The sequence below is a fragment of the Saccharopolyspora rectivirgula DSM 43747 genome, from assembly GCF_000497205.1.
GTDB lineage: Bacteria > Actinomycetota > Actinomycetes > Mycobacteriales > Pseudonocardiaceae > Saccharopolyspora > Saccharopolyspora rectivirgula.
This window is the reverse complement of the sequence record NZ_AYJW01000002.1, coordinates 38,573-57,916: the sequence shown is the minus strand read 5'-3', so window position 1 is coordinate 57,916 and position 19,344 is coordinate 38,573. Positions and strand designations below refer to the sequence as shown.

19 protein-coding genes are annotated in these 19,344 nt (G+C 67.2%); 10 read left to right on the top strand and 9 right to left on the bottom strand.

The window, feature by feature from the left end:
- Positions 1 to 91 precede the first annotated feature (91 nt).
- The 3 genes from SREC43747_RS0101010 to SREC43747_RS0101000 all read left to right on the top strand — a co-directional run bounded on the left by SREC43747_RS0101010 (position 92) and on the right by SREC43747_RS0101000 (position 3,544).
- Entirely contained in the window at positions 92 to 718 is a 627-nt protein-coding gene (locus SREC43747_RS0101010) for a TIGR03085 family metal-binding protein (RefSeq protein WP_029719291.1), read from the top strand.
- A gap of 148 nt (positions 719 to 866) precedes the next feature.
- A complete protein-coding gene (gene dapA / locus SREC43747_RS0101005; RefSeq protein ID WP_051387500.1) occupies positions 867 to 1,823 on the top strand; it encodes a 4-hydroxy-tetrahydrodipicolinate synthase in 957 nt (318 codons plus the stop codon).
- Positions 1,820 to 3,544: a ribonuclease J gene (locus SREC43747_RS0101000; protein WP_051387498.1), complete on the top strand. Its 1,725-nt coding sequence runs from the start codon at positions 1,820 to 1,822 to the stop codon at positions 3,542 to 3,544. Before dapA ends, SREC43747_RS0101000 begins: the two co-directional genes overlap by 4 nt.
- A 130-nt stretch (positions 3,545 to 3,674) precedes the next feature.
- Here SREC43747_RS0101000 and SREC43747_RS0100995 read toward each other — a convergent pair whose 3' ends face one another.
- The 6 genes from SREC43747_RS0100995 to SREC43747_RS20405 form a co-directional block, all read right to left on the bottom strand.
- Positions 3,675 to 4,499, bottom strand: a complete 825-nt coding sequence (locus SREC43747_RS0100995; RefSeq protein WP_029719288.1) for an ESX secretion-associated protein EspG — start codon at positions 4,497 to 4,499, stop codon at positions 3,675 to 3,677.
- A 4-nt stretch (positions 4,500 to 4,503) separates the two neighbouring features.
- Entirely contained in the window at positions 4,504 to 5,388 is an 885-nt protein-coding gene (locus tag SREC43747_RS21225) for a hypothetical protein (RefSeq protein WP_160173016.1), read from the bottom strand.
- A gap of 488 nt (positions 5,389 to 5,876) precedes the next feature.
- Entirely contained in the window at positions 5,877 to 6,437 is a 561-nt protein-coding gene (locus SREC43747_RS20415; RefSeq protein WP_081722361.1) for a DUF3558 domain-containing protein, read from the bottom strand.
- Between the two features lies 1 nt (position 6,438).
- Positions 6,439 to 6,765, bottom strand: coding sequence for a hypothetical protein (locus SREC43747_RS20880; RefSeq protein WP_152528277.1), 327 nt, complete (start codon positions 6,763 to 6,765; stop codon positions 6,439 to 6,441).
- Positions 6,766 to 7,163: 398 nt separating this feature from the next.
- Positions 7,164 to 7,727, bottom strand: a complete 564-nt coding sequence (locus tag SREC43747_RS20410; RefSeq protein ID WP_081722360.1) for a DUF3558 domain-containing protein — start codon at positions 7,725 to 7,727, stop codon at positions 7,164 to 7,166.
- Between the two features lie 163 nt (positions 7,728 to 7,890).
- Complete coding sequence (locus SREC43747_RS20405; protein WP_160173017.1) at positions 7,891 to 8,460, bottom strand: DUF3558 domain-containing protein; 570 nt, start codon at positions 8,458 to 8,460, stop codon at positions 7,891 to 7,893.
- A 422-nt stretch (positions 8,461 to 8,882) separates the two neighbouring features.
- Here SREC43747_RS20405 and SREC43747_RS0100985 point away from each other — a divergent pair, with 422 nt between their 5' ends.
- Together SREC43747_RS0100985 and SREC43747_RS0100980 are read left to right on the top strand one after the other, a co-directional pair.
- A complete protein-coding gene (locus tag SREC43747_RS0100985) occupies positions 8,883 to 9,950 on the top strand; it encodes a beta family protein (RefSeq protein ID WP_160173018.1) in 1,068 nt (355 codons plus the stop codon).
- A gap of 201 nt (positions 9,951 to 10,151) precedes the next feature.
- Complete coding sequence (locus tag SREC43747_RS0100980) at positions 10,152 to 11,171, top strand: GlxA family transcriptional regulator (protein WP_029719285.1); 1,020 nt, start codon at positions 10,152 to 10,154, stop codon at positions 11,169 to 11,171.
- 53 nt (positions 11,172 to 11,224) lie between these two features.
- Here the strand turns inward: SREC43747_RS0100980 and SREC43747_RS0100975 are convergent, their stop codons facing one another.
- A complete protein-coding gene (locus SREC43747_RS0100975; protein WP_408005210.1) occupies positions 11,225 to 12,067 on the bottom strand; it encodes a lysophospholipid acyltransferase family protein in 843 nt (280 codons plus the stop codon).
- Positions 12,068 to 12,178: 111 nt separating this feature from the next.
- Here SREC43747_RS0100975 and SREC43747_RS0100970 point away from each other — a divergent pair, with 111 nt between their 5' ends.
- Positions 12,179 to 14,650 (top strand): DNA translocase FtsK, encoded by a 2,472-nt coding sequence (locus tag SREC43747_RS0100970; RefSeq protein WP_081722357.1) that lies wholly within the window; start codon positions 12,179 to 12,181, stop codon positions 14,648 to 14,650.
- Positions 14,651 to 14,740: 90 nt separating this feature from the next.
- Here the strand turns inward: SREC43747_RS0100970 and SREC43747_RS0100965 are convergent, their stop codons facing one another.
- Together SREC43747_RS0100965 and SREC43747_RS0100960 are read right to left on the bottom strand one after the other, a co-directional pair.
- On the bottom strand, positions 14,741 to 15,301 hold the full coding sequence (locus SREC43747_RS0100965; RefSeq protein ID WP_029719282.1) for a phospholipase: 561 nt from the start codon (positions 15,299 to 15,301) through the stop codon (positions 14,741 to 14,743).
- Between the two features lie 87 nt (positions 15,302 to 15,388).
- Complete coding sequence (locus tag SREC43747_RS0100960) at positions 15,389 to 15,937, bottom strand: amino-acid N-acetyltransferase (protein ID WP_029719281.1); 549 nt, start codon at positions 15,935 to 15,937, stop codon at positions 15,389 to 15,391.
- A gap of 132 nt (positions 15,938 to 16,069) precedes the next feature.
- Here SREC43747_RS0100960 and rimO point away from each other — a divergent pair, with 132 nt between their 5' ends.
- The 4 genes from rimO to SREC43747_RS0100940 all read left to right on the top strand — a co-directional run bounded on the left by rimO (position 16,070) and on the right by SREC43747_RS0100940 (position 19,251).
- Positions 16,070 to 17,515 carry a 30S ribosomal protein S12 methylthiotransferase RimO gene (gene rimO, locus SREC43747_RS0100955; protein ID WP_037331117.1) on the top strand — a complete coding sequence of 482 codons (1,446 nt, stop codon included), beginning with the start codon at positions 16,070 to 16,072 and terminating at the stop codon, positions 17,513 to 17,515.
- Positions 17,516 to 17,517: 2 nt separating this feature from the next.
- Complete coding sequence (pgsA, locus tag SREC43747_RS0100950; RefSeq protein WP_029719279.1) at positions 17,518 to 18,129, top strand: CDP-diacylglycerol--glycerol-3-phosphate 3-phosphatidyltransferase; 612 nt, start codon at positions 17,518 to 17,520, stop codon at positions 18,127 to 18,129.
- On the top strand, positions 18,126 to 18,617 hold the full coding sequence (locus SREC43747_RS0100945; RefSeq protein ID WP_029719278.1) for a CinA family protein: 492 nt from the start codon (positions 18,126 to 18,128) through the stop codon (positions 18,615 to 18,617). The genes pgsA and SREC43747_RS0100945 overlap by 4 nt, the downstream gene beginning before the upstream one ends.
- A gap of 172 nt (positions 18,618 to 18,789) precedes the next feature.
- Positions 18,790 to 19,251, top strand: coding sequence for a helix-turn-helix domain-containing protein (locus SREC43747_RS0100940; RefSeq protein ID WP_029719277.1), 462 nt, complete (start codon positions 18,790 to 18,792; stop codon positions 19,249 to 19,251).
- Positions 19,252 to 19,344 lie beyond the last annotated feature (93 nt).

The following is a 19,344-nucleotide window of genomic DNA, read 5'->3' as shown; positions in this document are numbered from 1 at the left end:
CGGCCGGCCGGACGCCGCGGCGCGCCCGCGGTTTCCGGTCGGGCGGTGATCTTCAACGGCAGCCCGGCCCGCCGCCCGCTAGAGTGGCGCCATGGGATTGGCCAGTGACGAGCGTCAGCAGTTGTGCGATCTGTTCGAGCAAGTGGGGCCCGAGGCGCCCACGCTGTGCGATGGGTGGAACACCCGGGACCTCGCGGTGCACCTGGTGCTGCGGGACCGGCGCCCGGACGCGCTGGCCGGCAAGTTCGTGAAGGCGCTGGCGGACCGCCGGGAGAAAGCCGAGCAGGAGCTCCGGGCCAAGCCGTGGCCGGAGCTGGTCGACGAGGTGCGCCAGGGGCCGCCGAAGTGGAACCCGCTGAGCCTGGAGCCGGTGGCCGAGGCGGTCAACAGCGTCGAGTTCTACGTGCACCACGAGGACGTCCGCCGCGCCCAGCCGGGCTGGCAGCCGCGTCCGTCCGACCCGGCGCGGGAAGAGGGCCTGTGGCGGGCGCTGTCCCGGATCGCCCGCATGATCTACGGGCGCAGCCCGGTGGGCGTGGTGCTCCGCCGACCGGACGGCACGGAGATCGCGGCCAAGCGCGGCCCGCGCACGGTGCGCGTCATCGGTGAGCCGAGCGAGCTGATCCTGCACGCCTTCGGCCGCAAGGAGCTGCAGGTGACGTTCGAGGGCAACGAAGCGGACGTGCTGGCCATGGAGGACCTGCGCCGTTCGCTGTGACGGGCGCGCTGGAAAATCTCACCGCCGATCGGCCCCGGGGCAGAAAAAACAACCGTCCGCGACTGCCTCGGGGAACGGGTTTGCGGGCGCTCGGTTCGAGCAGGTCCGGGCTGCGGTGCCGATGGCCTGACCAGGTAGCGTCAGGGGTATGACCGACTGTCCGACTGCCATTCCGGGGCGCCCATTCGGCCGTGTCTTGACCGCCATGGTCACGCCGTTCGACGAGAACGGTGAGCTCGATGTGGCGCTCGCACAGGAGCTCGCCACGTACCTGGTTGATCGAGTCGGGAACGACGGGCTGGTCGTCAACGGCACGACCGGGGAGAGCCCGACGACCACCGACGAGGAGAAAGAACGACTCCTGCGCGCGGTGGTGGAAGCAGTCGGTGACCGCGCGACCGTGGTGGCCGGCGCCGGGACGAACAACACCGAGCACTCGGTGGAGCTGGCCCGGTCCGCGGAGAAGGCCGGCGCACATGGTCTGCTGGTGGTCACCCCCTACTACTCCCGGCCGCCGCAGGAAGGGCTCTACCAGCACTTCTGGACGGTTGCCGATGCCACCGACCTGCCGGTGATGCTCTACGACATCCCGCCGCGGTCGGTGGTGCCGATCCAGATCGACACGCTCAAGCGGCTGGCCGAACACCCGCGGATCAAGGCGGTCAAGGATTCCAAGCACGACCTGCTGGCCGGCAGCGAGGTCATGGCGGCCACCGACTTGGCCTACTACTCGGGTGAGGACCCGCTGAACCTGCCGTGGCTCTCGGTGGGCGCGGTCGGTTTCGTCAGCGTGATCGGGCACGTGGTGGGTGACCGGTTGCGCAAGATGCTGGACGCCTACGAGTCCGGTGACATCAAGACCGCCCACGAAATCCACTATGGACTTCTGCCGGTCTACCGAGCGATGAACGGGGTGGGCGGGGTAATCTTCGCCAAGACCGCGCTCCGGCTGTGCGGCTACGACACGGGGCAGCCTCGGCTGCCGCTGCCCGCCGCCACCGACGAGCAGGTCCGGTTGATCACTAGCGACCTATGGGACGCTGGCCTGGTATTGGTCAATCCTGACGCCAATCCAGACGCCGCAGCAGAGGTGACCCAGCATTGAACGTGAAGGCGACAGCCACCGAGCACCACGTGCTCGCCCCTACCTCGTCAACACCGCCGCCACCGCTGGCGGAGGGAGGTCTCCGGGTGGTGGCACTCGGTGGCATCGGCGAGGTCGGCCGCAACATGACGGTGTTCGAGTTCGCCGGCCGGCTGCTGATCGTTGACTGCGGGGTGTTGTTCCCCGAGGACGACGCGCCCGGCGTGGACTTGATCCTGCCGGACTTCGCACCGATCGAGGACCGCCTGGACGACATCGACGCCTTGGTGCTCACCCACGGGCACGAGGACCACATCGGTGCGGTCCCGTTCCTGCTGCGGATGCGTCCGGACGTGCCGATCATCGGTTCGCGGTTCACCCTCGCCCTGGTCGCCGCCAAATGCCGGGAGCACCGGCTGGAGCCCACGCTGATCGAGGTCGCCGAAGGCCAGCGCAGCAAGCACGGCGAGTTCGACCTGGAGTTCTTCGCGGTCAACCACTCGATCCCGGACGCGCTGGCGGTGGCCATCCGCACCCCGGCCGGCGTGGTGCTGCACACCGGGGACATCAAGCTGGACCAGCTGCCGCTGGACAACCGGCTGACCGACCTGGCCGGGTTCTCCCGGTTGGGCGACGAGGGCGTCGACCTGCTGCTGGTGGACTCCACGAACGCCGAGGTTCCGGGCTTCGTGCCGCCGGAGCGGGACATCGGCCCGGTGCTGGACGGCGTGATCGGCAAGGCCAGCCAGCGGGTGATCGTGGCGTGCTTCGCCAGCCACGTGCACCGCGTGCAGCAGGTGCTGGACGTCGCCAAGAGCCACGGCCGCAAGGTGTGCTTCGTCGGCCGCTCCATGGTCCGCAACATGGGCATCGCCGCTGATCTCGGCCTGCTGGAGGTGCCGGAGGGCCTGCTGGTGGAGCTGGACGAGGCGCTGACGATGCCCGAGGACATGGTGGTGTTCGTCTCCACCGGTTCGCAGGGCGAGCCGCTGTCGGCGCTGTCCCGCATGGCGCGCGGCGAGCACAAGCAGATCCGCATCCGCGCCGGCGACACCGTGGTGCTGGCCAGTTCGCTGATCCCGGGCAACGAGACCGCGGTGTTCGGGGTGGTCAACGGGCTGATCCGGCTGGGCGCGGAGGTGGTGCACCAGGCGAACGCGAAGGTGCACGTCTCCGGGCACGCGTCGGCGGGCGAGCTGCTCTACCTGTACAACGCGGTGCGCCCGAGCAACGTGATGCCGGTGCACGGCGAGTGGCGGCACTTGCGGGCGAACGCCGAGTTGGCCCGGTTGACGGGCGTGCCGGCGGACCGGGTGGTGATCGCCGAGGACGGCGTGGTCGTGGACCTGGTGGACGGCATCGCCAGCATCGCCGGCAGGTTCGAGGTGGGCCACGTCTACGTGGACGGTCTTTCGGTCGGGGACGTGGGCGAGTCCACGTTGTCCGACCGGCTGATCCTCGGCGAGGGCGGTTTCATCTCGATCAACGTGGCGGTGGACGTGTCCACGGGCCGCGCGGTGTCGTCGCCGACGATTTCCGGCCGCGGGTTCTCCGACGACCCGAAGGCGCTGGACGACGTGGTGCAGCTGGTGGAGATGGAGTTGGCGCGCACCGAGGCGGAGGGCATCACCGACACGCACCGGATCGCCCAGGCGGTGCGCCGGGTGGTGGGCCGCTGGGTGGCCGAGACCTACCGCCGTCGGCCGATGATCGTGCCGAACGTGCTGCCGGTGGAGTCCTGAGCTGTTCCGCTGCGCTCGGTCTGCTGCCGGCAAACCGGTTTCGCGTTTCGCGGTGTTGCGCGGTTTTCGCTGGACGTGAGCCAGGGGCCGGGGTTCTTGCCCGGCCCCTGGTTTTCGTTCGCCGCCTGGTTCATCGGTAGGCGGGCACGCTGCGCAGCGCTTGGACCATTTCGTTGAGGGCGGCGGTGAGCCTCCGGTTGTCGGCGGGGACCAGGTTGAGCCATTCCCGCCCGTCTCCGCTGGGTTTGCGCTGCACCAGGTAGCTGCCGTTCTCGGTGGTCATGAACTGCAGCTTGACCGGGTGCTTGTTGGTCTTGCGGATCTTCTGGTCGTAGGCGCGGACGCTGAACACTCCTTCCCGGAGGCGTTTGCTGCCGTAGGCCTCGGCGAGTGTTTTGGCGTCGTTGCTGCGGATTCCGCTGGAGGTGAACGCCGCGATCAGGCCGGCGCCGTTGCCGCGCAACCGCTCGCGGGCCTGGTCGAAGTAGTCGGCGGGCACGGAGACGGAGGCGCTGCGGGCCGGGGTGAGCTGCCCGACGAGGTTGGCGGCGTTGCCGACGGGCCCGCCGTATTCCTGCCGGGTGATGAGGATGTTCTGCAGCTCGGTGGCTTGTTCTCCGTCGGCTTGGTAGGCCTGGATGGTGGCCCGCCCGTATTCCACGAAGACGGCGTTGTAGCTTTCGCCTTCGCGGGAGTGCACGGCGAGTCCGACGGCCAGGGGCGGTCGGGCCAGCAGGTGGATGGCGTCTTCGAGGAACGGGTCGAGGTCCTCGTGCTGGAGGAGGCCTTGCTGGGCGAGTTGCTGCCGTCCCCGGTCCAGGGCTTGCCGCTGTTGTTGTTCGGTGGCTTCGACGGGCATCCAGCCGACCCGCAGCAGCGGGTGCAGCATGAGGTCGAAGCGGCTGCACAGGTAGTAGGCCGCAGCGGGTGGCAGAACGATTTGTGGTGCGGCCACTTAGTTACCTCCCGTTGTTCCAGTCGCCGAACACGGGCGGGGCGACCGGGTCCATGTCGTCCAGGAAGATGTCGTCGTTCTCCAGCAGCCAGCTGGGGCGGTCGTGCTCTTCGTCTTCGCCGCCTTGGCCGCCGCGGGCTGCCCCGGCGCCGCCCATGGCGCCGCCGGCCATGCCGCCGCGTCCCGCACCGGCTCCAGCGCCGGGGCCTCCAGCTGCGGCGGGGTTACCGGCTCCAGCGCCCACGGCGCCGACACCGGCACGGCCTCCGGCTCCGAGCTGGCCACCAGCGCCGGCACCAGCACCGGCTCCGGCTCCAGCGCCAGCTCCGAGGGCCCCGGCGCCGCCGGCCATGCCACCGCGGCCGCCCATGCCGCTGGCTCCAGCACCGCGGCCGCCCATGCCGCCGGGTCCGTGCGGGGCGGGGGCCCACTTGCCGTTGTAGGGGTTTTGCCGTTCCCACTGCCCGGTGTGCGGGTTCTGCCGGTAGAGGGTGCCGTCCGGGCCGCGCACCACTCCCGGGGGCAGGGCTGGGCTGCCGGCCCAGGACGAGCCGGTGCTGGCCGGGACTCCACCGCCGGCGCTGCTGCCCCCGCCGCCCGGCGTGGCGGTGCTGGGCAGGCTGCCGCTGCCGGAGGGGGAGGCCCAGGCCGAGCTGGTGCTGGCCGGGGTGGACGGGGTGCTCATGGTGGTGTTGGCCATGTAGCTGCTGGCCGGCGGCTGGGACGACTGCGGGGGCAGCTGCCGCTCCTCCGGAGGCTTCTCCTCAGGCTGGAACTGGGGCAGACGGCCGACCACGCCCTCGGTTTTGGCCTGGTAGCCGGACATGACCAGCTGGGCCTTCTCATTGGTGGCGTGGAAGGCCTCTTGGCGTTCTTCGTAGTCGCTCATCCAGCTGGTGAGCGCGAACTCATCCAACCCCCAGTTTTCAACCCAGCCCTTCTGGGGCGGATCGAACTGCATATCCACGCCGTTGGGCAGCTTCTGCCCCGGCGCGGGTAGTTCGTGAAAAGTGCTGTTCTGGTTGTTTACTTGTTCTTGGAGAGCAGCTCGGACTTTGTTAACAGCATTGGCAGCTTGACCAAAACGCTCATCAAGCTTACCGATCGAGGCCTGGGCTGCCTCGCTGGCTTCGCCTTCATGCGCCTCCGCAGCCCTCTTCAAGGCTGCCTGGAGGTCTGTCCGAAGCTTTTGAAGCTGACTTTCCACTTCCTGCCATTGCGGAATGGCTTCTTGAGTTGGCTTCGGCAGCTCGGTGGCCTCGAAAGATCCGGCCATCTGCTTGCGGTACTCTTTCGCCGGACTGACATAGCACGGCTCTACTGATTCTGAATCAAGCGGCAGCGGAATGCTCATGAAGATCCCCCATTCCTAGTTGTTCAGTTAGCTGCCGGAAGATTTGGAACCGCTGCTTCGAGAGCTTTCCGGGCAGGGCCGCAAGCGTCGGTTTGAGAGGAATCCCTGCCTGAAGCGACTAGAATTTGATTGGTGTTTGTGGCGAGGAAAAAGTCGCAGAATCCGTACTTGGCAGGTTCGCCCTGGTTGGCTCGGATGGCGGGATGGCCATCGACGGTGAATTCTTCGTAGTCTACGTAAGCTTCTTTACTGTTGCGAAATTCTTGAAGGCTACGATTAGACAATACCGTCAAGGTGACGATTTTAGAAAGGTCTTCTGTGTACCAGTCGCACCCGGCGCCTTCGTCAGTCTTTCTGCCTTCTGGTTCCAGTCCGAGTTCCACCCTGGTTTGTTCAGGAAGCATGTTGCAGGGATCGACAGCGGTGGCGTCTTTGGGATTGGGAACTTGGACCGCAGAGGCCTCTGATGTAGTTGGTTGAGGTGGCTGGGCAGCTGGTTCTTCACTAGAGCACGCGGTGAGCGACATGGCCGCTGCGAGCACGGCAAAGGACCAAGTTTGTCCCTTGCTGCAACCTTGTTTCATTTCAGACCTCCTGCTTAATCTTTCCGGAATCAATAGAAGCGTTGTCTTCCGCTCTCTTGTATTCTTCGAGAACAGCCCTGTATGATTCTACTTTTTCTTCGACGATTTTTAATATTTCATTCGTTTCCGCTAGGAATGAATTTTTTTCGTTTAGGGCTATGTCTTTAAAGGCCTGGTGAGCGCCTCGCGTATGCTTGTCTCCCGCGCTGAGTTCTCCTGGGACCAAGTTGGCGGTTTTTCGGCGTAAATCGTTTATAGAAAACTGGAGATCTCTTAGGTCTTTAATGGCCTTCTCGAGGGCGTCTGGGTCGAGTTGGTAGCCGGGCACTGTTTCCCCCTCTTGTTGCGGCTGACTAGTGTCCAGTCATACAAACTAGGCGTGCGGATGGTAGCGGTGGGCCGGCATGCTTGTATCGTTCACCCGTACGCCGTAGTACCGTTATGATCTTGCAACCTTTGGTGTGATGTGAATCGCTCGTCTAGTGAAGACTGTCGAGCTCAGCTGCTGTTTTGATCGGTGAGGTGTGCTGTTGGTGCAGCCTGGTGCCTGTGGGACAGGACTGCATGCCTCGCAGGGGCCTACAGCAGTTGACTGTCTCTTGAGTGCTTGGGCGCCGAACGTTGCGATGGAAGCCTGTCTGGTCTGCTCGGTGATGCTCACGAGCTGGGCCGGGTAGCGCCACAAGTGGTCGTTTGAGCTGTTGTGAAGCCTCGTCCCTTGATTGGTTAGTTGGCCGCTGGGAGGTTCGGCACAGCTGCTTCCAATGACTTTTGGGCCAACCCGCAGGGGTCAATAATTGGGAGGTCCATTGTGGTTACAGTCAGTACCTGGTTGTCATTTATAGCGACAGCCATGGCGCAAATACCATCAGCTGAGGGGTCTCCTTGGTTTGCGCGGACGGCTGGATATCCCGCGATGGTGAATTCCCGGTAGTCTGGGTAGAACGACTTGTCGTCGTAGTAATCTTGAATTTTCCTATCCATGACACCAAGAGAGACGCTCCGCTCGCCGTTCTCCGTTTCCCAGATGCATAGCTCATCTGGGCTGTCTGGTGAGGGTATACCTTCCCGCTTGAAGCCAAGCGAGCTCGCGTCCTCTGAGGACAAGAAGTCGCAGGGATGAGTATTTGCCGCATTCTTGGGGTTTTCTACTTTCGACTCTGCCTGCGGCTGGTTGTTGGATGTAGATGCTTCACCTGCTGTACTAGCGTTGTCTTCGCTGCATCCTCCTAGAAGTAGGGAGAAGGCCATGAATGCAGAGACGAGGAAAGGAGAAACGATCGACTTCATCTGACTCCTTGTTTTGATTTTTACCAACAAAATATCGCTTCTACCTGGTGGCGTCTATCTTTCCCTAAAAGATGGATTGAATGGGCAGTCCTATCGGCCTAACCTTTCTGTAGTAGCTGTGTGCTGAAACAATCTATCAGTTCATGCTCGTTATTGTGGTTTTCTAATTGGCCGAGGGTAAATTCGGAATAGCTGCTTCTAGTGATTTTTGGGCTAGGCTACAAGGGTCGGTGTAGGAAGAGTCTCTGGCTGTGGCGTACAGGACTTGGTTGCTGTTTGTGGCGAGGAAGATGTCGCAATGGCCATCTTCTGTGGGGTTGCTTCGGTTTGCGCGAACTGCAGGGTGTTCGGCGATGGTGAGTTCTCCGTAGTCCGCATAAGTGGATTTGTTTTCGTAGTATTCTTGTATGCTGCGATTTTCTATTGGAGACAGAGAAGCATATAGTGAAAAATCTTCTGAAGCCCATTGGCAAGAGTTTTCTTGCTTCGAAGGTCTGCCCTTGGGGCGTAATCCGAGCTCAACCGCAGTTTGCTCGGTAAGCATGTCGCAGGGATCCACAGCGGTGGCGTCTTTGGGGTTGGGGACCTGCACGCCAGAGGACTCGGCCGAGTTGGTGGGCTGGGGTGGTTGGGCGGCTGGTTCTTCGCTGGAGCACGCGGTGAGCGACATGGTCGCTGCGAGCGCTGCGATGGACCAAGCCCGAACCTTGCTGCAACCCATTCCCGTGGTCACCCTTCCTTGGAAACCCCTGCACATCCGCTTCTTGCGGCGAATCCCGCCAACACCGACCTGACCAGCCCGCTGTGCCATGGGCGAAACCAGCCCTGGTCAGCGCGGTCGAACACCACCAGCAGGCCCCGGTGCGGCCGGTCGATGCCCAGCCATGCAAACTAGGCGCACCCGAGATCGCCGTGGGGCGGAGTAGCAGCACCGTTCACCTGCGCGCCGCGAAGCCGTTGCGGTCTTGAAACCTGCGCGCCTGCCTACCGCTCTCGCCTGCTGCCGAGCGGCGCGCGACAAGCCGGCAAAAGCCGCACCGAATTGCTCCACCACTTTGATCCGCATGCCGCAGCAAGATCATTCGGTCAGCTCTCGTCCCACCCGACACCACCGCCATAGCGTCACCGGGGAGAAGTGAAAAGGTGGTGGGGGACTTGGACTTCACGTCACTGGTGGTGCTGAAAACCAAGGAAGGTGAGCGCAAAGCCCTCGAAGAAGCCAAGAACGCCGAAACAGCAGGAATGCGCATCTGCCTGGAACTCACCGACAGGCAAGACCCGATGCCTCGAAAATGGGCAGAACTCGTCGCCAAACAGCGGCTGAGCGGGACCACCTTCCTCGTTGATGCCACCCGGCTGGAGCAAGTCAGCCCGAACCAGTTCGAGGGGCCGCTGGGTTACGCGTCCGACCAAGTGATCAAGCAGATGGGGTTGCTGCAGCGGTGCCCCTTCATCCCCGTGGTGCCGCTCAACGCCCGCGAAGAGCACATCCCCGAAGCGGCAGCCCTGCGCGAAGAGCACGACAGCCTCATCGGCGTGCGAATCCAGGTGGCCGGGCAACACCCCCAGGAGGCGGTCGAGCTGCTCCAGCGCCGCATGAAGCAGCTCCGCGTCGAACCCGACATGGTCGCGCTGCTGCTCGACACCGAATACCTCGCGTCCGAAGAAGTTCAGCAGCGGCGAGCCGCGCAGTGCGCTGCTCTCCTCGCCGAAACAGCCCGCCTCCCATTCGAATCCACGACCCTGCTCGGCAGCTCAATACCGCCCGGCAACAAGCGGTCCCAACTGAAGCCGGGGAATTTGATCCGGCACGAGCTGCGGCTCTGGCGCCAATTCAAGAAGACCAACCCGGCGCTGCACTACGGGGACTACGGGGTCGTCCACCCCGTACCGGCCGAGCCACCCGCACAGGTGGGCGGTGGCAAGTTCAACCCCTACCTCTTCTACACGGCAGGTGAGCGCTCCCACTTCTCGCTGCGGAAACTGGACCGCGATCCCCGCACCGGGAAAGTGCTGGACAGCGAAGACCCCGCCGAGCACTTCCAAGACCTGGCCGAAGAGGTCATCAACTCCGACTACTACCAGCAGCACAGCACCGACAGCTGGGGAGACGAGTGCCTGCAGAAATGCGCTAAGGGGAACGAAAGGGCTGGTAGCCCGGCGAAGTGGATCGCCATCGGCACCTCGCACCACCTCGCCCACCTCAGCCGGAAGACCGGCTAGTACCGCCCCCTTGACGTTCCGAGGAAGCGGACCTGCGGAAAACCACTCCCGCTGGAGAACCGGGGGGCACAACACCTCCCCGTGGACCGCGCGGGACTCGTGCCGCGAGGTGCTGCGCCCGACGCGCCACGCGCGAGCAGAACGAGCGAACATCTGCCGAACTTCGCCCTCGGCGGGGCTCTGCCGGCGAGAATCGAGCCCATGGGTGGGCAGGAGCGGGCCGAGAAGTCCAGGCACAAGGTGGCGGTGCTGGTGCGGGACGGGCTGCTGCCGATGGAACTGGGGCTGGTGCACCAGCTCTTCGGCCAAGCCGCGGACGGAGAACCGCTGTACGAGCTGGTGACGTGCACGTTGGTGTCGGGCCTGGTGCGCACGGACGCGGACTTCCCGATCCTGGTGCAGCACGGCCCGGAAGCGTTGGCCGATGCCGACACGGTGCTCATCCCCGCCTCCCACGAGCTGGACATGACCGAAACCGAAGGGCGGCTGCCAGGGCTGCTGGCGGAAGCATTGGCCCAGATCCGGCCGGGCGCCCGCTTGGCCTCCATCTGCACCGGGGCGTTCGTGCTGGCCGCGGCGGGCAAACTGGACGGGCGCCGGGCGACCATGCACTGGAAATCGGTGGACAAGTTCCGCCAGCTGTACCCGAAGGTGCTGCTGGACCCGAACGTGCTCTACACCGACGAAGGGGACGTGCTCACCTCGGCGGGAGAAGCAGCCGGGATCGACCTGTGCCTGCACATGATCCGCAGCGACCACGGCGCCGCGGTGGCCAACGAGGTGGCGCGGGCGACGGTGGTGCCGCCGCACCGGGACGGCGGGCAAGCGCAGTTCATCAAAATCCCCGTCCCGGAGCCGCGGAGCCCGTCCACCTGGCGAGCACGCGCGTGGGCGCTGGAGAACCTGCACCTGCGGTTCACGCTCAAAGACCTGGCCGACAAAGAAGCGATGAGCGTCCGGACCTTCACCCGCCGGTTCCGCGCCGAAGTGGGGGTGCCACCGGGGCAGTGGCTGCTGCAGCAACGCCTCCAACGCGCCCGGCAACTGCTGGAAGAAACCGACCTGCCGGTGGAACAGGTGGCGGCGCGAACCGGGTTCGGCACCACGGTGTCGCTGCGGCAGCACTTCCAAACCGCGCTGGGGGTGTCGCCGAGCGCTTACCGCAGCACCTTCCGCGGTCGGTCCACTGCGGAACCCCGGGCGAGCGCGGGGCGGGGATAGCCGACCACCGCGTCCGCGTTCCTCCACTGTGGTCCCGCGGGGCAGCGGGAGGTTCAGCTCGCCGGACGCCACGGGCTGCGCTTGCCCGACACCGGTCGCGTCGGGTCCGCCAGCCGCGGCTCCTCCGGCTCGTCGGCGCGCAGCGGCGCGAGGTTGGCGGTGATCGAACGCATGATCCGGTCCCGCGCCCGAGCCGCGTCACCCACTCGACCGGCCGACAGCCCGCTCAGGTCCACCGGTTCGCCGAAGTGCACCTGGAGGACCGGTCGGCGGCGCAGCGCCTGCAACCAGGAGAAGAACAGCACCCACACGTCCCGCAGCCCGGTCACCCGCACCATGCCGTAGCACATGGCCTCGTGCGCGCCCCACTGGCTGACCGGGATCACCACCGCCCCGGACGCCAACGCCATCCGGGCCACCCCGGTCTTGCCGCGCTCCGGCCACAACCCCGGCTCCAAGCTGATCCGGCCCTCCGGGTAGACCACCACCGGTCGGGGCGAATCGCGCAGCGCTTCCACCACCCGGTCCAGCGCGTGCGCCGCGCTGCTCTTGCCCCGGTCCGCCCGGATGTGCCCGCACGCCCGCAGCACCTGGCCCAGCACCGGGGTGTCGAACAGCCCGCCCGTGGCCACGAACCGCGGCGCCAACCGCTGCTTCCGGCACGCCGCCAGCAGCACCAGCGGGTCCGCGTTCCCGATGTGGTTGGAGGCCAACAGCACCGGGCGGTCCCGCAAGTCCTCCGGCACCTCCCCGGTGACCACCAGCCGCCCGGTCAGCACGACCAGCAGCGCGTCCAGCTGCATCAGCAGTCGCCACAGCAGCGGGGTGCGCCGGAACCGCTCGCGGCGACGCTCCCGGGAAGACGGCTGGGCCGGTTCGGACGGCAGGGCAACCATGCTTGTGAGGATGGCACGCCAACCCGTCCGGAGGGGCCCGGGGCGGGGAAGTCGCAGCACATCGCTGTGGCTGGAGTGACTGATGGGACAGCGCCAGCTACCGTGTCAAGCATGGCGAGCCGGACAACGAATCGTGGCACGGGCTCGACGCGTACCCGCAAGACGAGCAGCAGCAAATCCACCGCGAAAACCCGCGGACCGGCGAAAACCCGCAGCAGTACGCGCAGCCGCTCCGGCTCCCGCACCAAGCCCCGCCGGTCCCGCGCCGGCAGTTCCAGCCTCGCTCGCGGCGTGGGCACCGTCGTGCGCGCGGTGGGCAAGACCAAGGAGATCGACCCGGCCCACCGCCGGGACGGCCTGGCCCTGCTGTACCTGGGGCTGGCCGTCATCGCCGCCGCCGGCGTGTGGTGGCAAGCCGGCGGTCCCGTGGGCCACTGGTTCGACTGGGTGGTGCGGTTCATCATCGGCTCCGCCGCCATCGCGCTGCCCCTCGTGCTGCTGGGCGCCGCGATCGTGCTGATGCGCACCGAGCACAACCCGCAAGCCCGGCCGCAGATCGTCCTCGGCAACCTCCTGCTGGGCGCCTGCGTGCAGGGCAACCTGCACATCTTCGGCGGCGCACCGCTCGAACCGAAGGACTGGACGCAAGCCGGCGGTGCCCTCGGGTTCGTCGCCGGCGGCCCGCTCGCCTACGGGCTCACCGCGTGGGTGGCGGTGCCGGTGCTGCTGCTCGTCGGGTTCTTCGGGCTGCTGGTGAGCACCGGAACACCGCTGCGGGAAATCCCCACCAAGCTGCGCCAGCTCGGCCAGGAAGCCGAAGCGGAGCAGCGCAAGAACAGCGCGGGGAAGGAGGAGAAGGCGGACACCGCCGCCACCGTCAAGCTCCGCCGACCGGCCCGCCGCCGGCAAGCCGCCATGGCGGCCGGAACCGCGCCGGAACCCGCCGAGGAACCCAGCACCAAGCCGGTGGCGAAACCAGCTGCCAAGCCGGCGAAGACCCCCAAGGCCGAACCCGAGCCGGTGGCCACCGCGGCTCGCACCACCGCCGCCGAACCGGCGCGCAGCAGCGGGAAGCCGAAGCGCAGCCGGGACGTGGAAGGCGACTACAAGCTCCCGCCGCTGGAACTGCTCACCGAAGGTTCCGCGCCGAAGAGCCACAGCAAGGCCAACGACGCCATGATCGAGGCGATCAACGGCGTCCTCGAGCAGTTCAAGGTCGACGCCGAAGTCACCGGGTTCACCCGCGGCCCGACCGTCACGCGCTACGAGGTCGAACTCGGTCCCGGGGTGAAGGTCGAGAAGATCACCGCGCTCACCAAGAACATCGCCTACGCCGCTGCCACCGACAACGTGCGGCTGCTGGCGCCCATCCCCGGCAAGTCCGCGGTCGGCATCGAAGTTCCCAACACCGACCGGGAAATGGTGCACCTGGGCGACGTGCTGCGCTCCCCGGAAGCGGCCGAGGACTCGCACCCGCTGGTGATGGGGTTGGGCAAGGACATCGAAGGCCGCATGCTGACCGCCAACCTGGCCGCCATGCCGCACCTGCTGGTGGCCGGGTCCACCGGCTCCGGCAAGTCCAGCTTCGTCAACTCGCTGCTGGTGTCCCTGCTGTCCCGGGCCACGCCGCAAGAAGTGCGGATGATCCTCATCGACCCCAAGATGGTCGAGCTCACCCCGTACGAGGGCATCCCGCACCTGATCACCCCGATCATCACCCAGCCGAAGAAGGCCGCCGCCGCGCTGGCCTGGCTGGTGGAGGAGATGGAGCAGCGCTACCAGGACATGCAGGCCAGCCGGGTGCGGCACATCGACGACTTCAACCGCAAGGTCAAGTCCGGGGAGATCACCACCCCGCCCGGCAGCGAGCGGGAATACCGGCCCTACCCGTACATCCTGGCGATCGTCGACGAGCTGGCCGACCTGATGATGACCTCGCCGCGCGACGTCGAGGACGCCATCGTGCGGATCACCCAGAAGGCCCGCGCCGCCGGCATCCACCTCGTCCTGGCCACCCAGCGGCCCTCGGTGGACGTGGTGACCGGGTTGATCAAGACCAACGTCCCGTCCCGGTTGGCGTTCGCCACCTCTTCGCTGACCGACTCCCGGGTCATCCTCGACCAGGCCGGTGCGGAGAAGCTGATCGGCATGGGCGACGCCCTGTACTTGCCGATGGGGTCGTCCCGCCCGGTCCGGGTGCAGGGGGCCTACGTCAGCGACGAGGAGATCCAGCGGGTCGTCTCGTTCACCAAGGAGCAGGCCGAACCGGAGTACACCGACGGGGTCACCAGCGGGAAGTCGGGGTCGAAGAAGCAGGTGGACGCCGACATCGGGGACGACATGGACCTGCTGCTGCAGGCCGCGGAACTGGTCGTCACCAGCCAGTTCGGGTCCACTTCGATGCTGCAGCGCAAGCTGCGGGTCGGGTTCGCCAAGGCCGGTCGGTTGATGGACCTGCTGGAGTCCCGCGGGGTCGTCGGCCCCTCCGAAGGGTCCAAGGCCCGCGAAGTGCTGGTGAAGCCGGAGGAGTTGGAGAACACCTTGATCGCCATCCGCGGCGGCAGCGCCGACGAGGACGGCTGATCGACGAGTCGCGCCGTGTCGTCCAGTTGGGACGGACCGCCGCCGGCTCCGATGTGGAGCGCCGGCGGCGGTCGCGCGTTCCAGGCGGGGTCAGGGCTCGACCGGGACCGCGGTTTCGGCACCTCCCGCGGTGCGGGCCCGGTATTCGAGCAGCCGACCGGACTCGTCGCGCACCGGGCGGATCTGGGCGTTGTCGATCGCCTCGGCGGTGGAGCTGGCGATCCCGCCGAACTCCCGCACCGCCAGGTAGTACACCTCGGCGGTGGCCTGGCACAGCCGGTCGGTGCCGCACGTGGAGCGCATGTCGGTGCGGAACTGGACGTCGATGCGCAACCGGTTGTCCTCGGTGAACCGCTCCTGCCGCTGGTAGTTGCGGTAGCCGAAGTCGTGCCGGTGGCAGCTCTCCAGGAACGAGTAGCCCAACGGCTCGTCCGGGGACAGCGAGCAGCCGTCGGAGTCCCAGTCGAGCTGGTCGGCGTGGGGCCGTTCGGCGCGGATCTCGGTGAACTCGGGCAGTGGGACGCCGAAGAGGTACTCGTCGGTGACCGCGTGCAGTTCGCGCTGGCTGAGTTCGGCGTGCGCGGGCGCGGCGGTCAGCAGCAGGGCGCAGGCGGTTGCGGCGACAGCGGCGGATGCGCTTCGAATGACCACGGGCGTTCCCCTCGACTCGGAGTTGATCACTGCCCGTGTTATATCGGCTGCAGATGACGATCGCCCGGTGCTCGGGCGTGGTTTACATCAACGGTGGACACCCGATCGGCCAGCCGGGTGCTGGTCCAGTTCCAGCAGCATGCGGGTGTTCCCCAGGGTGTTGGGTTTGACGTGGGCCAGGTCGAGGAACTGGGCGACCCCGGCGTCGGGGGAGCGGCGCAGTTCTTCGTACACTTCCGGGCTGACCGGGGTGCCGTCGATCGGTTTGAACCCGTGGCGGCCGAAGAACTCGGTTTCGAAGGTGAGCACGAAGATCCGTTCCAGTCCGAGTTCCCGGGCCAGGTCGATCAGCCGGGTCACCAGGAGGTGCCCGACGCCGCGGCCCTTGACCGCCGGGTCGACGGCGACCGTGCGGATCTCGGCGATGTCCTCCCACAGCACGTGCAGGGCACCGCAGCCGACGATGCGACCGTTGAGCTCGGCCACCCAGAACTCCTGGAGGTCTTCGTAGAGAGTGACCAGTTCCTTGGCGAGCAGGACTTTGCCCGCGTAGATGTCGATCAGCGCCTTGATCGGGCGGACGTCGCTCGTGCGCGCCCGCCGAATTATTATTTTCGGCGCCGAATAATCATTCATGGGTGTCATGGTAGCGCCGCCACCGGTGCAGATCACCACCTGCCATGACATTTCCAACGCGGACCAACCGCTGGTCGGCGCAGCTCTCCGGCGGTGCTCGGGGCGGAACACCCGCAGGTTAGGCTCAGGGCTATGGCAATCGAGCAGCAATCCGTCCCAGCAGACTCGCAGGCGAGGCGCCGAGTCGCCATGGTCACGCTCGGTTGCGCACGGAACGAAGTCGACTCCGAGGAGCTCGCCGGCAACCTCGACCAGGCCGGTTGGGAGCTCGCCGACCCCGAACAGGCCGACGTCGTGGTGGTCAACACCTGCGGCTTCGTGGAATCGGCGAAGAAGGACTCGGTCGACACCCTGCTGGCCGCCGCCGACACCGGGGCGAAAGTCGTCGCCGTCGGGTGCATGGCCGAGCGCTACGGGGCCGAACTGGCCGAACACCTGCCGGAAGCCGACGCGGTGCTGGGCTTCGACCACTACGCGAACCTGGCCGAACGGCTCGACGACGTGCTGGCCGGCAAGACCATCCCCGCCCACCAGCCGCGCGACCGCCGCAAGATGCTGCCCATCACCCCGGTCGAGCGGCCCGCCGCCGCGGCCAACGGGGTGGCGGTCCCCGGGCACGGCTGGGTGCCGACCTCGCGGGGCGTGGCGCGCCGGCGCCTGGACGACTCCCCGGTGGCCTCCCTGAAGCTGGCCTCCGGCTGCGACCGCCGCTGCTCGTTCTGCGCCATCCCGTCCTTCCGCGGTTCCTTCCTGTCCCGGCCGCCCGAGGAAGTGCTGGGCGAAGCGGCCTGGCTGGCCCAGCAGGGGGCGAAGGAGCTGTTCCTGGTCAGCGAGAACTCCACCTCCTACGGCAAGGACCTCGCCGACCCGCGGGCGCTGGAGCAGCTGCTGCCCCAGCTGGCCGCCGTGCCGGGGGTGGAGCGGGTGCGGGTCTCCTACCTGCAGCCCGCCGAGATGCGGCCCGGCCTGATCCGCGCCATCGCCGGAACCGAAGGGGTCGCCAAGTACTTCGACCTCTCCTTCCAGCACGCCAGCCACTCCGTGCTGCGCCGGATGCGCCGGTTCGGCTCCACCGAGTCGTTCCTGCAGCTGATCGACCAGATCCGCGAACTGGCGCCGGAAGCCGGCATCCGCAGCAACTTCATCGTCGGCTTCCCCGGCGAAACCGAAGAGGACTTCGCCGAACTGGCGGAGTTCATCACCCGGGCCCGACTGGACGCCGTCGGGATCTTCGGCTACTCCGACGAGGAGGGCACCGAAGCGGCCGGGTTCGCCGACAAGGTCGACCCGGACGTCGTCGACGAGCGGGTCGGCCACCTCTCCGACCTGGTCGACGAACTCGTGGTGCAGCGGGCGGAGGACCGGATCGGCACCGAAGTGGACGTGCTGGTGGAACGCGTGGGCGAGGAGTGCGCCGGACGAGCCGAGCACCAAGGACCGGAAGTGGACGGCGAGTGCCTCGTGACCGACCCCGGCCCCGTGCAGGTGGGTGAGGTGCTGCGCTGCCAGGTGGTGGACACCGACGGGGTCGACCTGGTGGTGCGCCCGGTCGGGGACGCGAACCGGTCCGAGGGGTAGGTATGGCCGCCGACGGCAGAGCTCCGGGAACGCAGGGCGGTTCCGCTCCGGTGCCGTTGCTGAACATCGCCAACGTGCTGACCATCTCCCGGTTGGTGCTGGTCCCGCTCTTCTTGGTGGCCTTGTTCTGGGGCGGCGGGCAGGACTCGACCTGGCGGCTGGTCGCCACCGCGATCTTCGTCCTCGCCTCGATCACCGACCGGGTGGACGGGGAATTGGCCCGCCGGCGCGGGCTGGTCACCGACTTCGGCAAGATCGCCGACCCGATCGCGGACAAGGCGCTCACCGGGTCCGCGCTGGTGGCGCTGAGCATGCTCGGCGAACTCGGCTGGTGGGTGACCTGGGTGATCCTCGGCCGCGAGTTCGGGGTCACCGCGCTGCGGTTCTGGGTGATCCGGCACGGCGTGATCGCCGCCAGCCGGGGCGGCAAGCTCAAGACGCTGCTGCAGATCGTCGCGATCTGCCTGTACCTGCTGCCGGTCGATCCGTCCGGCGGGGTGCTCCGGCTCGTCCTGATGGGGGCTGCGCTGCTGGTCACCGTGGTCACCGGGGTCGACTACGCGGTGCGGGCGGTGCGGCTGCGCATCTCCGGGCAGCGGGCGGGGGCCTCGTGATCGCCGAAGCGCTCGGGGTCGATCGCGAGCAGGTCGCCGACGTGCTGGAGCAGCTGCGCCAGCGCGGGCAGACCGTGGCCACGGCCGAATCGCTCACCGCCGGCCTGCTGTGCGCGGTGCTCACCGAGGTGCCCGGGGCCAGTGCGGTGGTGCGCGGCGGCCTGGTGGTCTACGCGACGGACCTCAAGGCCGGGCTGGCCGGGGTGGACCGGCAGCTGCTGGCCGAGCGCGGTGCGGTGGACCCGGAGGTCGCGCGGCAGCTCGCCGCAGGAGCGCGGGAGCGCTGCGGTGCCGACTGGGGCGTGGGCTTGACCGGAGTGGCCGGGCCGGACCCGCAGGACGGGGTCGCGCCGGGCACCGTGCACATCGGGATCGCAGGTCCGGGCGGTGATTCTGGGCACACCCTGCAGTCTGGTGGTGATCGTCACATGATCCGGGCTGCGGCCGTTCGGGTGGCGTTGGAACACTTCGGGCAGCTGCTTCGTTGACCGGACGTGAGGCTATACGCTCCGGAAACGAGTTGGGGCAGGCCGGCTGGCATGCGTCGGGAAACGTTCGCCCTGGGCGGACTTCCTTGCGATCGTTCTCCTTTCGGCTTCTGGATGAGTAACGTAGGGGGCGCGTCGCGCACGCGAAGCGACGGAGGAAGGGAGGCGTGCGATGACCGTTTTGCTGCGGGAAGCGGTCGGTGAACGGCTGCGCCGCGCTCGGACCGCTCAGTCCCGCACCCTGCGGGACGTTTCGCGCGCTGCCCGCGTGAGTCTCGGCTACCTCTCCGAGGTGGAGAGGGGGCGCAAAGAGGCATCCAGCGAACTGCTCGCCTCCATCTGCGAAGCCCTCGACCTCCCGCTGCCGGAACTGCTCGTGACCGTTGCCGGTGACCTCGACGCCTCGAAGGTGACCGCCCCCGTGGTGCAGCAGCGGCCGACGCAGGACGCGCCGGTGCCCAGCCTGGTCGGCGCCCAGCTCGCGGAGACCGAGACGGCCGAGAAGCAGCTGGAGGGGGCTGGCGCGGACGGCGAGGTCAAGGCCTCCGACGGCAGTGGCCGCCTGCAGCCGGTGCTCAGCCAGCGGATCAGCGCTCCGGGCCGCACCGCCGGCAAGGTCGTCGTCGCTGCCTGACACTGGGGAGACCCCGGTGTCGCCGGCCGAGCGGCACCTGGTTCGATCTTGGGGACAGATCCGGGAAAACCCGGAGATGTACCCGTTTTGGTG

What these genes read in the sequence shown, in the direction of transcription:
- pgsA (WP_029719279.1), top strand. Translation starts at nt 17,518, where the DNA reads ATGGCCGCCGACGGCAGAGCTCCGGGAACGCAGGGCGGTTCCGCTCCG.
- SREC43747_RS20410 (WP_081722360.1), bottom strand. Translation starts at nt 7,727, where the DNA reads ATGAAGTCGATCGTTTCTCCTTTCCTCGTCTCTGCATTCATGGCCTTC.
- rimO (WP_037331117.1), top strand. Translation starts at nt 16,070, where the DNA reads ATGGCAATCGAGCAGCAATCCGTCCCAGCAGACTCGCAGGCGAGGCGC.
- SREC43747_RS21225 (WP_160173016.1), bottom strand. Translation starts at nt 5,388, where the DNA reads ATGAGCGACTACGAAGAACGCCAAGAGGCCTTCCACGCCACCAATGAG.
- dapA (WP_051387500.1), top strand. Translation starts at nt 867, where the DNA reads ATGACCGACTGTCCGACTGCCATTCCGGGGCGCCCATTCGGCCGTGTC.
- SREC43747_RS0101010 (WP_029719291.1), top strand. Translation starts at nt 92, where the DNA reads ATGGGATTGGCCAGTGACGAGCGTCAGCAGTTGTGCGATCTGTTCGAG.
- SREC43747_RS0100970 (WP_081722357.1), top strand. Translation starts at nt 12,179, where the DNA reads ATGGCGAGCCGGACAACGAATCGTGGCACGGGCTCGACGCGTACCCGC.
- SREC43747_RS0100980 (WP_029719285.1), top strand. Translation starts at nt 10,152, where the DNA reads ATGGGTGGGCAGGAGCGGGCCGAGAAGTCCAGGCACAAGGTGGCGGTG.
- SREC43747_RS0100960 (WP_029719281.1), bottom strand. Translation starts at nt 15,937, where the DNA reads ATGAATGATTATTCGGCGCCGAAAATAATAATTCGGCGGGCGCGCACG.
- SREC43747_RS20415 (WP_081722361.1), bottom strand. Translation starts at nt 6,437, where the DNA reads ATGAAACAAGGTTGCAGCAAGGGACAAACTTGGTCCTTTGCCGTGCTC.
- SREC43747_RS0100975 (WP_408005210.1), bottom strand. Translation starts at nt 12,067, where the DNA reads ATGGTTGCCCTGCCGTCCGAACCGGCCCAGCCGTCTTCCCGGGAGCGT.
- SREC43747_RS0100940 (WP_029719277.1), top strand. Translation starts at nt 18,790, where the DNA reads ATGACCGTTTTGCTGCGGGAAGCGGTCGGTGAACGGCTGCGCCGCGCT.